14 protein-coding genes are annotated in these 16,160 nt (G+C 68.9%); 11 read left to right on the forward strand and 3 right to left on the reverse strand.

Annotated elements, in window-relative coordinates:
* The first annotated feature begins 8 nt into the window (after window positions 1-8).
* On the forward strand, window positions 9-1,628 hold the full coding sequence (locus tag MQP27_RS02540) for an MFS transporter (RefSeq protein WP_242760464.1): 1,620 nt from the start codon (window positions 9-11) through the stop codon (window positions 1,626-1,628).
* A 261-nt stretch (window positions 1,629-1,889) separates the two neighbouring features.
* Entirely contained in the window at window positions 1,890-2,168 is a 279-nt protein-coding gene (locus MQP27_RS02545; RefSeq protein WP_242760466.1) for a small hydrophobic protein, read from the forward strand.
* A 1-nt stretch (window position 2,169) separates the two neighbouring features.
* Here MQP27_RS02545 and MQP27_RS02550 read toward each other — a convergent pair whose 3' ends face one another.
* Window positions 2,170-2,907 (reverse strand): potassium channel family protein, encoded by a 738-nt coding sequence (locus MQP27_RS02550; RefSeq protein ID WP_242760468.1) that lies wholly within the window; start codon window positions 2,905-2,907, stop codon window positions 2,170-2,172.
* A 34-nt stretch (window positions 2,908-2,941) separates the two neighbouring features.
* Window positions 2,942-5,689 carry a pyruvate dehydrogenase (acetyl-transferring), homodimeric type gene (aceE, locus tag MQP27_RS02555; RefSeq protein ID WP_242760477.1) on the reverse strand — a complete coding sequence of 916 codons (2,748 nt, stop codon included), beginning with the start codon at window positions 5,687-5,689 and terminating at the stop codon, window positions 2,942-2,944.
* Window positions 5,690-6,065: 376 nt separating this feature from the next.
* Between aceE and MQP27_RS02560 the strand changes: the two genes are divergently transcribed.
* The 6 genes from MQP27_RS02560 to MQP27_RS02585 all read left to right on the forward strand — a co-directional run bounded on the left by MQP27_RS02560 (window position 6,066) and on the right by MQP27_RS02585 (window position 10,491).
* Window positions 6,066-6,497 carry a DUF3052 domain-containing protein gene (locus MQP27_RS02560; protein ID WP_133041255.1) on the forward strand — a complete coding sequence of 144 codons (432 nt, stop codon included), beginning with the start codon at window positions 6,066-6,068 and terminating at the stop codon, window positions 6,495-6,497.
* 112 nt (window positions 6,498-6,609) lie between these two features.
* Window positions 6,610-7,068 carry a peroxiredoxin gene (locus MQP27_RS02565; RefSeq protein WP_242760478.1) on the forward strand — a complete coding sequence of 153 codons (459 nt, stop codon included), beginning with the start codon at window positions 6,610-6,612 and terminating at the stop codon, window positions 7,066-7,068.
* Window positions 7,069-7,180: 112 nt separating this feature from the next.
* Window positions 7,181-7,756, forward strand: coding sequence for a TerD family protein (locus tag MQP27_RS02570; RefSeq protein WP_242760480.1), 576 nt, complete (start codon window positions 7,181-7,183; stop codon window positions 7,754-7,756).
* 115 nt (window positions 7,757-7,871) lie between these two features.
* Window positions 7,872-8,450, forward strand: a complete 579-nt coding sequence (locus tag MQP27_RS02575) for a TerD family protein (RefSeq protein WP_242760482.1) — start codon at window positions 7,872-7,874, stop codon at window positions 8,448-8,450.
* Between the two features lie 49 nt (window positions 8,451-8,499).
* Window positions 8,500-9,648 (forward strand): DUF475 domain-containing protein, encoded by a 1,149-nt coding sequence (locus tag MQP27_RS02580; protein ID WP_242760484.1) that lies wholly within the window; start codon window positions 8,500-8,502, stop codon window positions 9,646-9,648.
* Window positions 9,649-9,747: 99 nt separating this feature from the next.
* Window positions 9,748-10,491 carry a TerD family protein gene (locus MQP27_RS02585; RefSeq protein WP_242760491.1) on the forward strand — a complete coding sequence of 248 codons (744 nt, stop codon included), beginning with the start codon at window positions 9,748-9,750 and terminating at the stop codon, window positions 10,489-10,491.
* A 70-nt stretch (window positions 10,492-10,561) separates the two neighbouring features.
* On the opposite strand, the gene MQP27_RS02590 is transcribed toward MQP27_RS02585, so the two are convergent.
* Window positions 10,562-11,350, reverse strand: coding sequence for a TerD family protein (locus MQP27_RS02590; protein ID WP_242760493.1), 789 nt, complete (start codon window positions 11,348-11,350; stop codon window positions 10,562-10,564).
* A 185-nt stretch (window positions 11,351-11,535) separates the two neighbouring features.
* Between MQP27_RS02590 and MQP27_RS02595 the strand changes: the two genes are divergently transcribed.
* Genes MQP27_RS02595 through MQP27_RS02605 form a run of 3 tightly spaced genes read left to right on the forward strand, consistent with a single transcriptional unit; the run spans window position 11,536 to window position 15,985 of the window.
* Window positions 11,536-12,702, forward strand: coding sequence for an HpcH/HpaI aldolase/citrate lyase family protein (locus tag MQP27_RS02595; protein WP_242760496.1), 1,167 nt, complete (start codon window positions 11,536-11,538; stop codon window positions 12,700-12,702).
* Between the two features lie 26 nt (window positions 12,703-12,728).
* Complete coding sequence (locus MQP27_RS02600) at window positions 12,729-15,182, forward strand: phosphoribosyltransferase (protein ID WP_242761360.1); 2,454 nt, start codon at window positions 12,729-12,731, stop codon at window positions 15,180-15,182.
* Entirely contained in the window at window positions 15,182-15,985 is an 804-nt protein-coding gene (locus MQP27_RS02605) for an HAD family hydrolase (protein WP_242760498.1), read from the forward strand. The genes MQP27_RS02600 and MQP27_RS02605 overlap by 1 nt, the downstream gene beginning before the upstream one ends.
* The last annotated feature ends 175 nt before the right edge of the window (window positions 15,986-16,160 follow it).

Consider the following 16,160-nt stretch of genomic DNA (forward strand, 5'->3'; position numbering starts at 1 on the left):
TCGATCGCATGACTAGTCAGACCATCGACACGACGGGGTCGGGGGGCGGCAAGGCGCCGGAGGCCCCGTCGGACGGGTCGCCGTCCTCCGGGCTGCGCGGCCATCCCTGGTTCACCCTCATAACCGTCGCCGTGGGCGTCATGATGGTGGCCCTCGACGGCACCATCGTGGCCATCGCCAACCCGGCCATCCAGAAGGACCTCAAGGCGAGCTTCGCCGACGTCCAGTGGATCACCAACGGCTACTTCCTGGCCCTCGCGGTCTCCCTGATCACCGCGGGTAAGCTCGGCGACCGCTTCGGCCACCGCCAGACCTTCCTGATCGGCGTGACCGGCTTCGCCGCCGCCTCGGGCGCGATCGGGCTGTCCAGTTCCATCGCCGCGGTCGTCACCTTCCGCGTGCTGCAGGGCCTGTTCGGCGCCCTGCTGATGCCGGCCGCGCTCGGCCTGCTGCGGGCCACCTTCCCGGCCGAGAAGCTGAACATGGCCATCGGCATCTGGGGCATGGTCATCGGCGCCTCCACCGCGGGCGGCCCGATCCTCGGCGGCGTGCTCGTCGAGCACGTCAACTGGCAGTCGGTGTTCTTCATCAACGTCCCCGTCGGCGCGATCGCCCTGCTCCTGGGCCTGCTGATCCTGCTCGACCACCGCGCCGAGAACGCGCCGCGCTCCTTCGACGTCCTCGGCATAGCCCTGCTCTCCGCCGCGATGTTCTGCCTGGTCTGGGCCCTGATCAAGGCCCCCACCTGGGGCTGGGGCGACGGCAAGACCTGGGCGTTCCTGGGCGCCTCGGTCCTCGGCTTCGCCCTCTTCTCCTTCTGGGAGACGAAGGTCAGGGAGCCGCTGATCCCGCTCGGCCTGTTCCGCTCGGTCCCGCTGTCCGCGGGTGTGGTGCTGATGGTCCTGATGGCCATCGCGTTCATGGGCGGCCTGTTCTTCGTGACGTTCTACCTGCAGAACGTGCACGGTATGAAGCCGATCGACGCCGGTCTCCATCTGCTCCCGCTCACCGGGATGATGATCGTCGGCTCCCCGCTCGCGGGCGCCGCGATCACCAAGCTCGGCCCGCGCATCCCGCTGGCCGGCGGCATGGCGGCCACCGCGATCGCCATGTACGGCATGTCCACGCTGGACACGGACACCGGCAGCGCGGTCATGTCCCTCTGGTTCGCCCTGCTCGGCCTCGGCCTCGCGCCGGTCATGGTCGGCGCCACCGAGGTCATCGTCGGCAACGCGCCGATGGAGCTCTCCGGTGTCGCCGGCGGCCTCCAGCAGGCGGCGATGCAGATCGGCGGCAGCCTCGGTACGGCGGTGCTGGGCGCCGTCATGGCCTCCAAGGTGGACGGCGACCTCGCGGGCAACTGGAAGGACGCGGGCCTGCCGGCGCTCACCCCGGCCCAGCTGGACCAGGCCTCCGAGGCGGTCCAGGTCGGTGTCGCGCCGGTCGCCAAGGGCACGCCGGAGGCGATCGCCGCGAAGATCACGGACGTCGCGCACGACACCTTCATCTCCGGCATGAGCCTCGCCTCCCTCGTCGCCTGCGGTGTCGCGGTGGTGGCCGTCTTCGTCGCCCTGCTCACCAAGCGCGGCGCCAACGCGGAGGCGGGCGCGGGCGTCGGCCACATCTGAGCCGCCGGACCGGTCACCTCCGTGCCCTCGAATTCCCCGGGAATTTCAGGGACTTCGCCTATCAGGGTGAAGAGGCTAAAGATCGCTCGCTCCCGGCACGCGCCGCAGGTCACAGTGGGTCATGCCCTCCGGAGAGGGCGGACCGGCGCTGCGGCGCGCTGCCGGAGGGGGACAGCGCGCCGCGAGCCCGGTGATTGAGCCGCGCACGCGGGGTACCCGCACTCTCAGCACCCCGAACACACCCCGGGGACCAGGGAGTTGATGATGGCGGGCTTCGGACACGGAACGCGCAGGCACCCCCGGTCACGTGGCCGGACGTGGTCACGGACAGGGCAGGATCGCGCCACCCTTGGCATCGTCGGAGCCGTTTGCGCGGTCGCGGGCCTCTTCGTACTGGGCATCATTCTGGGCCCGGTGGCGATCGTCTGCGGCTGGCTGGCCATGGGACGCCGTTGGGCGGGAGCCCGCCCGGTGCCGGCCCTCATCGCCCTGGTCCTGGGAGTGATCGACACCGTCGCGGCGCTCCTGTGGCAGTTCTGACTCAGGTCCTGCCCGACACCTCGCGCAACTCGGCGACCTCGGCCCGAAGCGCCCGTACCTCCGCGGTCAGTGCCTCGATGGCCTCCGTCTGACGGCGCTCCTCGACGTCGTCCTTCTCGAACCGCGCGATGAACCAGGCGGCGATGTTCGCGGTGATCACACCGAGCAGCGCGATCCCGGAGAGCATCAGCCCGACCGCGACCATCCGGCCCAGACCGGTGGTCGGCGCGTGGTCGCCGTATCCCACCGTGGTCATCGTCGTGAAGGACCACCACAGCGCGTCACCCAGCGTGCGGATGTTCCCGTCCGGGGAGTCGCGTTCGGCCGACAGCACGGCCAGCGAGCCGAACATCAGCAGTCCGACGACGGCCCCCGCGACATACGTCGTCAGCTGGATCTGCGAGGCCATGCGGGCGCGTCGGCCCACGAGTATGAGCGTGGAGACCATCCGCAGCAGCCGCAGCGGCTGGAGGATCGGCAGCACCACCGCGCACAGATCCATCCAGTGCGTACGGACGAACTCCTTGCGGCGCCGGGCCAGCCCCACCCGCACCACGTAGTCGGTGGCGAAGGTCGCCCACACCACCCACTCCACCACCGTGCACGCGTACGTCAGCCGGTGACCCGCGGAGTTGTCCACGATCGGCACGGCGTACGCGACGGCGAAGGCCACCGCGAGCGCCAGCAAGGGGCGTTGGGTGAGCTGCTCCCAACGCCCCTGAGCCGTTTGTTGCTTCATGCCCGCATCGTAAGGAACGGGTGAAGGTCGGCGGTTACGCGTCTCCGCCGGCCGCCCCAGGATCCGCGGCCGACACGTCCAGCAGCTGGTACCGGTCGATCGCCTGCTTCAGCGCCGAGCGGTCCACCTTCCCTTCCTTCGCCAGCTCGGTCAGCACGGCCACCACGATCGACTGGGCGTCGATGTGGAAGAACCGCCGCGCCGCACCCCGCGTGTCCGCGAACCCGAACCCGTCCGCGCCCAGCGACTGGTACGTCCCCGGCACCCAGCGCGCGATCTGGTCCGGCACCGCCCGCATCCAGTCGGACACCGCCACGAACGGGCCCTGCGCACCCGACAGTTTCCGCGTCACGTACGGCACCCGCTGCTCCTCCTCCGGATGCAGCAGGTTGTGCTCCTCCACGGCCACCGCGTCGCGCCGCAGCTCGTTCCAGGAGGTCGCCGACCAGACGTCCGCCTTGACGTTCCAGTCCTCGGCGAGGATCTTCTGCGCCTCGATCGCCCACGGCACCGCGACACCGGACGCGATGATCTGCGCCGGGACCGAGCCCGAGGTGCCCTCGGCGAGCCGGTGGATGCCCTTGACGATGCCCTCGACGTCGACGTTCGCCGGCTCCGCCGGGTGCTGGATCGGCTCGTTGTAGACGGTCAGGTAGTAGAAGACGTCCTCGCCGTGCGGGTGCTCGGCGTCGCCGCCGTACATCCGCCGCAGACCGTCCTGCACGATGTACGCGATCTCGTACGAGTACGCCGGGTCGTACGCCACACAGCCCGGGTTGGTCGAGGCAAGCAGCTGCGAGTGGCCGTCGGCGTGCTGGAGACCCTCACCGGTCAGGGTCGTACGTCCCGCGGTCGCACCCAGTACGAAACCGCGCGCGAGCTGGTCCGACATCTGCCAGAACTGGTCGCCGGTGCGCTGGAAACCGAACATCGAGTAGAAGACGTACACCGGGATGAGCGGCTCGCCGTGCGTCGCGTACGCCGAACCCGCCGCGATGAGGGAGGCGGTGCAGCCCGCCTCGGAGATGCCGTCGTGCAGCATCTGCCCGGTCGGCGACTCCTTGTACGCGAGCAGCAGGTCGCGGTCGACGGACTCGTACTGCTGGCCGAGCGGGTTGTAGATCTTCGCGCTCGGGAAGAAGGAGTCCATGCCGAACGTGCGGTACTCGTCCGGCGCGATCAGCACGAACCGCTTGCCGATCTCCTTGTCCCGCATGAGGTCCTTGAGGAGCCGGACAAAGGCCATGGTCGTCGCGATGGACTGGTGGCCCGAGCCCTTCTTCACGGTCGCGTACGTCTTGTCGTCCGGCAGCGGCAGCGGCTTGGAGCGCACGACGCGGGTCGGGACGTAACCGCCCAGACCCTTGCGCATGTCGTGCATGTACTGGATCTCCTCGGAGTTCCGCCCCGGGTGGTAGTACGGCGGAAGCCCGCTCTCCAGTTCCTTGTCGGAGATCGGCAGGTGCAGCCGGTCGCGGAAGCCCTTGAGGTCGTCGACCGTCAGCTTCTTCATCTGGTGCGTGGCGTTGCGGCCCTCGAAGTTCGGGCCCAGCGTCCAGCCCTTGATCGTCTTGGCCAGGATGACGGTCGGCTGGCCGGTGTGCTCGGTGGCCGCCTTGAACGCCGCGTAGATCTTCCGGTGGTCGTGACCGCCGCGCCCCAGGTGCAGGATCTGGTCGTCGGTCATGTTCTCGACCATCGCGCGCAGCCGCTGGTCGTCGCCGAAGAAGTGCTCGCGGATGTACGCGCCGGACTCGGTGGCGTACGTCTGGTACTGGCCGTCCGGCGTCGTGTTCATCCGGTTGACCAGGATGCCGTCGCGGTCCTGGGCCAGCAGCGGGTCCCAGGAGCGGTCCCAGATCAGCTTGATCACGTTCCAGCCGGCGCCGCGGAAGACCGACTCCAGCTCCTGGATGACCTTGCCGTTGCCGCGCACCGGGCCGTCCAGGCGCTGCAGGTTGCAGTTGACGACGAAGGTCAGGTTGTCCAGGCCCTCACGGGCGGCGATGGTCAGCTGGCCGAGCGACTCAGGCTCGTCCATCTCGCCGTCGCCGAGGAACGCCCACACATGCGACTTGCTCGTGTCGGCGATCCCGCGCGCGTGCATGTAGCGGTTCATCCGCGCCTGGTAGATCGCGCCGATCGGGCCGAGGCCCATGGACACGGTCGGGAACTCCCAGAAGTCCGGCATCGAGCGCGGGTGCGGGTAGCTGGACAGTCCGTGCGGGGCCTTCGACTTCTCCTGGCGGAAGCCGTCGAGGTTCTCCTCGGTGAGGCGGTCCAGCAGGAACGCGCGCGCGTAGATGCCCGGGGAGGCGTGGCCCTGGAAGAAGACCTGGTCGCCGCCGAGACCGTCGTCCTTGCCCCGGAAGAAGTGGTTGAAGCCCACGTCGTAGAGGGACGCGGAGGAGGCGAAGGTGGCGATGTGGCCGCCGACGCCGATGCCGGGGCGCTGGGCGCGGGAGACCATCACCGCGGCGTTCCAGCGGGTCGCGTTCAGGACCTTGCGCTCGATCTCCTCGTTGCCCGGGAAGAACGGCTCGGCCTTGGTCGGGATCGTGTTCACATAGTCCGTGCTGCGCATCTCGGGCACGGCCACACGCTTCTCGCGGGCCCGCTCGATCAGCCGCAGCATCAGATAGCGGGCCCGCTCACGGCCCCGCTCGTCGACGGCGGCGTCAAGGGAGTCGAGCCACTCCTGGGTCTCCTCGGGATCGAAGTCAGGAACCTGACTCGGAAGGCCGCCAATGATGATCGGGTTGCGATCGGATCCGGAAGCCACGCTGTTCCTTACCTGTCAGAGGGCTGCTGTGAGCCTGCTACGAACTCTGCTTCGAGCTGCTTTTCGGTATGCCTGCACCGTTCCCCATCGTGTACCTCGGGGAAGCAAACGTCATCTCTACTGAGAGGTAACCGAGACCTACGTCAGCTCCTCCGGGTTCCCAATGCCGCAAAGGGGGCAGAAAGGTGTGGTGTAGGTCACGTGCGGCTCTGGCGGCGTGCCTGGAGTTGCGGTGACACGGCCAGGAACGTCACCGTTTCGGCGGTCTGAACGGCCGGGTACTTGCGCGATCCGCCCCGCCCGTGTGGACTACGGCCAATGCTTCGCGCACGCGCGTGGCTGAGACATACCCAAAGACAAGATCAGGAGGCAACCCGTGAGCGCGACCGCGGACCACGCGGAGACGAGCCCTGCCGTGAGGCTGGGGTTCCAGCCCGAGCAGGTGGTCCAGGAGATCGGCTACGACGACGACGTAGACCAGGAACTCCGCGAGGCCATTGAGGAAGTCATCGGCAGTGACCTGGTGGACGAGGACTACGACGACGTCGCCGATGCCGTGGTGCTCTGGTTCCGCGACGACGACGGTGACCTGACCGATGCGCTGGTGGACGCCACCACGTACATCGAGGAAGGCGGGTCGATCCTGCTCCTCACGCCGAAGACCGGACGTGACGGATACGTCGAGCCGAGCGACATCTCCGAAGCCGCGACGACTGCGGGGCTGTCCGCCTCCAAGAGCGTCAGCGTGGGCAAGGACTGGAGCGGCAGCCGGCTGGTGACGCCCAAGGCGGCCAAGTCCAAGAAGTAGCCTCGCCGGACGGGCCGGGCGGTGTGCCCGGCCCGTCCGCCGGCCTTCGGTGATCGCTGCGTAGGGTTGGTCCCACCACCCGAACAGCCCCACCGAAAGGGACGTATCCGCGATGGCGATCCAGGTCGGCGAAAAGGCCCCCGACTTCGAGCTCAAGGACAACCACGGCGCCACCGTGAAGCTCTCCGAGTTCCGTGGCAGCAAGAACGTGGTCCTGCTCTTCTATCCCTTCGCCTTCACCGGTGTGTGCACCGGCGAGCTGTGCGAGGTGCGCGACAACCTGCCGCAGTTCTCCGACCGCGACACCCAGGTGCTCGCCGTCTCCAACGACTCCATCCACACCCTGCGCGTCTTCGCCGAGCAGGAGGGCCTCGAGTACCCGCTGCTCAGCGACTTCTGGCCGCACGGCGAGGTCTCCCGCGCCTACGGCGTCTTCGCCGAGGACAAGGGCTGCGCGGTGCGCGGCACCTTCGTCATCGACAAGGAGGGCGTGGTGCGCTGGACCGTCGTCAACGCGCTGCCGGACGCCCGTGACCTGAACGAGTACGTGAAGGCCCTCGACACCCTGTGATTGTTGGCCCCCAGGGCCTGCGTGGGCCGGGAACCCGTCACTAGGATCGAATCGTTGATCCGGTATCAGAAGCACGGCGGGGCTCCCCGCCCCTGAACCCAATGGAGGACTCGTGGGAGTCAGCCTCAGCAAGGGCGGCAACGTATCGCTGACCAAGGAGGCCCCGGGCCTGACCGCGGTGCTCGTCGGTCTCGGCTGGGACGTCCGCACGACGACCGGCACCGACTTCGACCTGGACGCCAGCGCCCTGCTGCTGGACTCGTCCGGCAAGGTCAGCAACGACCAGAACTTCGTCTTCTTCAACAACCTCAAGAGCCCCGACGGCTCGGTCGAGCACACCGGCGACAACCTCACCGGTGAGGGCGAGGGCGACGACGAGGTCATCAAGGTCAACCTCGCGGGCGTCCCGGCCGACATCGAGAAGATCGTCTTCCCGGTCTCGATCTACGACGCCGAGAACCGCCAGCAGTCCTTCGGCCAGGTCCGCAACGCGTTCATCCGCGTGGTCAACCAGGCCGGCGGCACCGAGATCGCACGCTACGACCTGAGCGAGGACGCCTCGACGGAGACCGCCATGGTCTTCGGCGAGCTGTACCGGCACGGCGCGGAGTGGAAGTTCCGGGCCATCGGCCAGGGCTACGCCTCGGGCCTGCGCGGCATCGCCCAGGACTTCGGCGTGAACGTCTGAGACCGGCTGGTCTCGCCCCAGGGCGCCGCACCGTCCGTGTGCGGCGCCCCGGAGTGCCCCCGCCGGGGGAGCGCACGACAACCAAAGAAGCACCATCTCGGGGAGGACCAGCATCATGGGCGTCACGCTCGCCAAGGGGGGCAACGTCTCCCTGTCCAAGGCCGCACCCAACCTCACTCAGGTGATGGTCGGGCTCGGCTGGGACGCTCGCTCCACCACCGGAGCCCCGTTCGACCTCGACGCCAGCGCCCTGCTGTGCGGCGCGGGCAACCGGGTCCTGGGCGACGAGTACTTCGTCTTCTACAACCAGCTCAAGAGCCCGGAGGGCTCGGTGGAGCACACCGGCGACAACCTCACCGGTGAGGGCGAGGGCGACGACGAGTCGATCCTGGTCGACCTCGCCAAGGTGCCGGACCAGTGCGAGAAGATCGTCTTCCCGGTCTCGATCCACATGGCCGACGAGCGCAACCAGACCTTCGGCCAGGTGAGCAACGCCTTCATCCGCGTCGTCAACCAGGCCGACGGCCAGGAACTCGCCCGCTACGACCTCAGCGAGGACGCCTCCACGGAGACCGCGATGATCTTCGGCGAGGTCTACCGCTACCAGGGCGAATGGAAGTTCCGTGCGGTTGGCCAGGGGTACGCGTCCGGGCTGCGGGGCATCGCTCTAGACTTCGGAGTCAACGTTTCGTAAAGCCGAGTGCGGCACGGGGGGACCCGTACGCCGAGGAGTGGGTTAGCCAGTGCTTCTGAAAACCTTCGGCTGGTCGTTCGCGATTACCGCGATCGGCCTGGCCGCGGCCGTCCTCTACGGGGGGTGGGAGGCCTTCGGCATCGTGGCGATCCTCTCCATCCTCGAGATCTCGCTGTCGTTCGACAACGCGGTGGTCAACGCCGGAATCCTGAAGAAGATGAACGCCTTCTGGCAGAAGATCTTCCTCACCGTCGGTGTCCTCATCGCCGTCTTCGGCATGCGGCTGGTCTTCCCGGTCGTCATCGTCGCCATCAGCGCCAAGATGGGCCCCATCGAGGCCGTCGACCTCGCGCTGAACAACAAGGACCGCTACCAGGAGCTGGTCACCGACGCCCATCCGGCGATCGCCGCGTTCGGTGGCATGTTCCTGCTGATGATCTTCCTCGACTTCATCTTCGAGGACCGGGACATCCAGTGGCTGCGCTGGATCGAGCGCCCGCTGGCCAAGCTCGGCAAGGTCGACATGCTGTCGGTCTGCATCTCGCTCATCGTGCTGCTGATCACGTCCTTCACCTTCGCCACCCACGCCCACCAGCACGGCGGCGGACATGCCGACAAGGCGCAGACGGTGCTGATCTCCGGCATCGCGGGTCTGATCACGTACATGGTCGTGGGTGGTCTCTCCGGCTACTTCGAGGACCGTCTCGAAGCGGAGGAGGAACGGGAGCACGAGGAGGAGGAAGAGGCCGAGCGCACCGGCAAGAAGAAAGCGCCGATCGTGCTGGCCGGCCAGGCCGCGTTCTTCATGTTCCTGTACCTGGAGGTCCTGGACGCGTCCTTCTCCTTCGACGGCGTGATCGGCGCGTTCGCCATCACCAACGACATCGTCCTGATGGCCCTCGGCCTCGGTATCGGCGCGATGTACGTGCGGTCGCTCACCGTGTACCTGGTCCGCCAGGGCACCCTCGACGACTACGTCTACCTGGAGCACGGCGCCCACTACGCGATCGGTGCGCTGGCCGTGATCCTCATGGTCACCATCCAGTACGAGATCAACGAGGTCATCACCGGTCTCGTCGGTGTCGTCCTGATCGGCTGGTCGTTCTGGTCCTCCGTGCGCCGCAACCAGAAGCTGGCGGCGGCCGAGGGAAAAGCGACGGGCTCCGACGAGAAGACTGAGGTCTCGTCCGGAGTGTGACGCACCCGCGGGTGAGGGAACGCTCTGAGCGGGGCGGCCGGGCTCCGGCCGCTCCGCCGGTCTTTGCAGCTGACACGCGGGTGACTTGTGGGGGCGGGAATGGGTTTCTTCGACGGTCTGCTGGGATCGCGCACGGCCGACTTCGACTCCGGCAGCGCGGCCACGAACTCCATCGAGCTGACCAAACGGCACAACCAGGTCTCGCTCACCAAGCAGGGGGCGGCGACCGGGCATCTGCGGGTCAACCTCAGCTGGCGGATGCGGACTTCCGACATAGGTGGCTCGCAGCGGGAGTCACTGCTGCGGCACCCCTTCAAGGCGCTGAAGCCGCCGGAGGTCATGGGCCACAACCAGAGCATGGTCAACGTCGACCTCGACCTGGCCTGCCTGTACGAGCTGGCCGACGGCACGAAGGGTGTCGTACAGCCGCTGGGGAACTACTTCGGGGACGTGAACGCGCCGCCGTACGTCAAGCTCAGCGGCGACGACCGGTTCGGGTCGGCGTCCGGGGAGACGATGTACGTCAACCTGGACCACCGGGACGAGATCAAGCGGTTGCTGGTGTTCGTGTACATCTACGACCAGACACCGGCGTTCGACCGCACGCACGCGATCGTGACGCTGTACCCGAGCAACGGCCCGCGGATCGAGATCCACCTCGACGAACGGCATCCGCAGGCGCGGTCCTGCGCGGTGGTGATGATCGAGAACGTGAAGGGCGAGCTGGTCGTCCGGCGCGAGGTGAAGTTCGTGTACGGGTTCCAGGCGGAGCTGGACCGGTTGTACGGGTGGGGGCTTCAGTGGGGGCGGGGTTACAAGTCGAAGGTGGAGAAAGGCGCCTGAGAGCTCGGGGGGAGTTGTGGTGTGGCGGCTGCGGGTCCTTCGTGGCTTGTCGCGCAGTTCCCCGCGCCCCTTAGGGGCGGATGAATTGAGGTCCCTGGGGAGGGAGCCGGACGTCCGGGTTCGGGAGTGTGGTCACCGGCGGGGGGTATCCGTAGCCGGACTGGGCGCCTGCTGCCGCTGTCGTCGCCGGCTGGGGGTAGCCGTATGCCGGCTGTGTCGTCGGTGGGGTCTGCGGGTAGCCGTAGGCCGGCTGGGCGGGGAGCGCGGTCGGCTGTTCCGGGGGGAGGGGCTGGGCGGCGGGCTCGGCTGCCGTCTCCGACTCGTCCACCGAGATGCCGTAGTCCGTGGCCAGGCCCTTCAGGCCGTCCGTGTAGCCCTCGCCCAGGGCGCGGAACTTCCACGTCTCGCCGCGGCGGTACAGCTCGCCGCAGATCAGCGCCGTCTCGGCGCCCGTCTCCGGCTTGATGTCGAACGTGATCAGCGGCTCGCCCTCCGCGACCCGGGCGTCGTACAGCAGGATGCGCAGCCCCGGTACGCGGTCGAAGGTGACGTCCTCCGCCGAAGCGACCAGCAGAATCCGGCTGACATCAGACTCGACGCCGGCCAGATCTGTCTGGATCGTGTCGGTGGGACCATCGGCGAGGCGCTTCTTGCCGAGCCACCAGATCTTCCCGGAAGGATGCCGGGGCTGGTTGTAGAAGACGAAGTCCTCGTCGGAGCGCACACGACCGTCGGGGCCGAGGAGCAGCGCGGAGGCGTCGACGTCCGGGACTCCCTGCCCGGGCGTCCAGCGCAGCACGGCCCGCACCGTCGTGGCTTCGAGCGGGACGTTCGACCCCTTCAGCATCGCGTGCGTCATGCGGTCATCCTGCCCTCTCGGTCCTGGTCACGACAACGTGGGGTACGGCAGCCGACACGGCTGTTCACGTCCTGCGTTACCTGAAGTTCATGCCCGGTGGGAACCCCTGACATGGGTTTGTACGTACTATTACCGGCCACCTGTTACCCAATCCACAGGCTTACCTTGCGTCACGGGGGAGTTCTATGCGTCATTTCGGGCACATCGCCCCGGAGGTGCGGCAGCGCCTCTTCCATCAGGAGCCGTGCGTGTTCGACGCGGACTCCCCGGCCCGGCTGCTCTCCGCGGCCCTGGGCGCCACGCTCTACAGCCCGGCCACCCGGCCGCGGCTCGCCGACGACATCGTCAAGCAGGCGGGACTCGGCGTGGTCTCGATGGTGCTGTGCCTGGAGGACTCGATCGACGACGCGGACGTGCAGGCGGGCGAGGAGAACCTCGTCCGCCAGTTCGCCGACCTGGCCGTGCGCGGGGGCGAGTGCGTGCCGCTGCTGTTCATCCGGGTGCGCACGCCCGAGCAGATCCCCGACCTGGTACGGCGCCTCGGCGCGTCCGTGCGGCTGCTGTCCGGGTTCGTGTTCCCGAAGTTCACCGAGGAGCGCGGCGTCCCCTTCCTGGAGGCCCTCGCGGGCGCCGAGGCCGCGAGCGGGCGGCGGCTGTTCGGGATGCCGGTCCTTGAGACACCCGAGCTGATGTACCGGGAGTCGCGCGTGGAGGCACTGGAGGGCATCGCCCGCGCCGTCGAGAAGTACCGCGACCGCGTGCTCGCGCTGCGACTGGGCGTGACCGACTTCTGCTCCTCGTACGGCCTGCGCCGGGCCCCCGACATGACGGCGTACGACGTCCAGATCATCGCCTCCGTGATCGCGGACGTCGTGAACATGCTGGGGCGGGCCGACGGCTCCGGGTTCACGGTGACCGGCCCGGTCTGGGAGTACTTCCGCGTCCCGGAGCGCATGTTCAAGCCGCTTCTTCGCACCAGCCCCTTCCTGGAGGGGCAGGCGGTCGAACTGCGAGAGAAACTGATCGAGCACGCGATGGACGGCCTGCTGCGGGAGATCTCCCTCGACCAGGCCAACGGTCTGCTGGGCAAGACCTGCATCCACCCCACCCACGTCCTGCCCGTGCACGCGCTGTCGGTCGTCAGTCACGAGGAGTTCGGCGACGCGACGGACATCCTGCGGCCCGAGCGGGGCGGCGGGGGCGTGCTGAGGTCGGCGTACACGAACAAGATGAACGAGGTGAAGCCGCACCGCGCCTGGGCCGAGCGGACCATGCTGCGGGCCGAGGTGTTCGGCGTGGCGCGCGAGGACGTCAGTTTCGTGGACCTGCTCGCCGCGGGCATACCGGGCTGAGCCGCACAATCTCTACTTTGGGACACATCATCAACGCAGTGAACAACGGGATCTGGTCCGGCAGTTGGGTCGCCGAGCGACTCGGTGTCGAGCTGGAGGGCGACCAGAAACTGCCCGACCTGCTGGGCCTGGCCCTGCGCCGCAACCCCAAGCGGGCCCACCTGCTCGTCTCCAACGTCCTCGGCAAGCACGTACCCCAGTCACCGACGGTGGTGTACGGCTACGGCTTCGCCCTCGGCCGCAGGGTCCGGGACCTCCTGGGCACCGAGGAGGCGGCCAGGGCGGTGGTCCTCGGCTACGCGGAGACGGCGACGGGCCTCGGCCACTCGGTCGCGGACGGCGTGGGCCCGACCCCGTACCTGCACTCCACCCGCCGCCCGGTCCCGGGCGTGGCCCCCGCGGGCGGCTTCGAGGAGTCCCACTCCCACGCGACCTCACACCTGCTGCTCCCGGAGGATCCGGCATTGCTGGCCGGGAACGGGCCGCTCGTGCTGGTCGACGACGAGTTCTCCACGGGCAACACGATCCTGAACACGATCAGGGACTTGCACGCCCGCTATCCGCGGGACCGATACGTGGTGGTAGCCCTGGTGGACATGCGCTCGGCCGCGGACGCGGGCCGCCTCGACGAGTTCGCGCGGGAGATCAACGCGAGGGTGGACTTGGTGGCGGCGGCCTCGGGCACCGTACGACTGCCCGATGGAGTGCTGGAAAAGGGCCAGGACCTTGTAGCCGAGTACGAGATGTCCCACCCAGGGGCGCGGGGAACTGCGCGACCAACCCCCACCCACCCGCACCCGGCAACGCACCGCCTCGACCTCCTGTGGCCCCGAAACCTCCCCGACGGCGGCCGTCACGGCTTCACCCCCACGCACCGAATACGCCTCGAAACCGCCCTCCCCACCATGGCGGCCCGCCTGGAAGCCGCACTCCCCGCCACAGCCCACCGCGTACACATCCTCGGCTTCGAAGAGCTGATGTACGCCCCCCTCCGCCTGGCCCGCGAACTGGAGCAGATCACCGACGCCGAGGTCACCTACTCCACCACCACCCGCTCACCCGTCCTGGCCGTCGACGACCCCGGTTACGCGATACGCAGCCGCATGGTCTTCCCCGCCCACGACAACCCAGCCGACGGCCCCGGAGACCGCTACGCCTACAACATCGCCGGCGCCGACTTCGACGCCGTCGTCGCCGTCGTCGACTCGTCCGCGGACACCCCCGAACTACACGCCCCGGACGGCCTGTTGGCCCAGCTCGCCGCCCACACCCCGCACGTCCTGCTGGCGGTCATCCCGTCGTACGTCCCCGAAAGGCCCGCCATGCTGCCCGAGCCCCTCCGCGGTCCGGCTTTCTCCTCGTACGCCCCGGAAGAGGTCGGCTGGCTGCTCCAGGATCTCTCGGACGTGACCCTGGAGGCGCCGACCGAGGAGCGGGAGGAGGCCATCCAGAGCGGCGGCGCGCACTACGCGGAGTCGCTGCCGGTGGAGTACCAACCCAGCGAGCAGTACCAGGAGTTGTTCCACGCGGCACTGGAGACGACCGCCACCCGCCTCGCGCAGGCCGTCGGCGCCGTCACGGAACTCGTGCTCGCGGAAAGATCCCCGCGGCCCGTCCTCGTCTCCCTCGCCCGCGCCGGCACCCCCGTCGGCGTCCTGATGCGCCGCTGGGCCCAGTTCCGGCACGGCCTCGACCTGCCGCACTACGCCGTCTCGATCGTCCGCGGCCGCGGTATCGACGCCAACGCGCTGCGCTGGCTGGCCGCCCACCACGACCCGCGGGACGTCGTGTTCGTGGACGGCTGGACCGGGAAGGGTGCCATCACCCGGGAACTCGCCGACGCGATAAGGGAGTTCGAGGCCTCCGACGGAGTCGCCGGCTTCGACCCGGAGATCGCGGTACTGGCCGACCCGGGCTCCTGCGTGCGGACGTACGGCACCCGCGAGGACTTCCTGATCCCCTCGGCCTGCCTCAACTCGACCGTGTCCGGCCTGATTTCCCGTACCGTCCTGCGCTCCGACCTGGTCGGTCCGCACGACTTCCACGGCGCGAAGTTCTACCGCGAACTCGCCGGCGCCGATGTCTCCGTGGAGTTCCTGGACGCCGTCGCCGCCCGTTTCCCCGAGGTCGTCGAGGCGGTCGACGCGCAGGCCAAGGAGCTGCTGTCCGGCGACCGCGAGCCCACCTGGGAGGGCTGGGCGGCCGTCGAGCGGATCAGCGAGGAGTACGGCATCCACGACGTGAACCTCGTCAAGCCGGGTGTCGGCGAGACGACACGCGTGCTGCTGCGCCGGGTGCCGTGGAAGATCCTGGCGCGGGCCGGGGCGGGCGCCGACCTGGACCATGTGAAGCTGCTGGCCGAACAGAGAGGCGTACCGGTGGAGGAAGTCGCCGAACTGCCGTACACCTGCGTGGGGTTGATCCACCCCCGCTTCACGCGCGGCGCGACCGGTGCCGACGGCAGGGCGGTGAACGTCTGATGCCGGTGCTGGTGGCGAGCGACCTCGACCGTACGCTGATCTACTCCGCGGCGGCCCTCGCGCTGACCATGCCGGACGCGCGGGCGCCCCGGCTGCTGTGCGTGGAGGTGCACGAGAGCAGGCCGTTGTCGTACATGACCGAGACGGCGGCGCAGCTGCTGACCGATCTTGGCGACGCGGCGGTCTTCGTGCCGACCACGACCCGGACCCGCAAGCAGTATCAGCGGATCAACCTCCCGGGCCCGGCCCCCAAGTACGCGATCTGCGCGAACGGCGGGCATCTGATGGTGGACGGCGTGTCCGACCTGGACTGGCACGCGAGCGTGACGGCACGCCTGGCGCAGGAGTGCGCGCCGCTGGACGAGGTCCGCGAGCACCTGCTGACCACGGCCGACCCGGAGTGGGTGCGCAAGCACCGGGTCGCCGAGGACCTCTTCGCCTACCTGGTCGTGGAGCGCGAGCTGCTGCCGGAGGAGTGGGTCAAGGAGCTGGCGGTCTGGGCGGAGAACCGCGGCTGGACGGTGTCGCTTCAGGGCCGGAAGATCTACGCGGTCCCGAAGCCGCTGACCAAGAGCGCGGCGATGCGGGAGGTGGCCCGGCGCACGGGCGCGGACCTCACGCTGGCGGCCGGCGACTCCCTCCTGGACGCCGACCTCCTCCTGGCGGCGGACCGGGGCTGGCGCCCCGGCCACGGCGAGCTGGCGGACGCGGAGTGGACGGCCCCGGCGATCACGGCACTGCCGGAGCGGGGAGTGCTGGCGGGGGAGCGGATCGTCAGGGAGTTCCTGAAGGCGACGCGCTAGGGCCTGTCCGGCGGATCAGGTCGGCTATGAGAAACGGCGCCTCCTGGCCAAGCCGAGCGGGGTCTGGTGCTCCCCCACTGCCTTAAGGGCGTGGGAGGTACCCCCAAGCTGCAAGGCGGAGGAGACGTGGACATCAGCCGCTGCCGCGGCGGGCGACGCGGTGGGGGCACCTCCC

Origin of the sequence: Streptomyces cylindrosporus (assembly GCF_022698165.1) — a bacterium.
GTDB lineage: Bacteria > Actinomycetota > Actinomycetes > Streptomycetales > Streptomycetaceae > Streptomyces > Streptomyces cylindrosporus.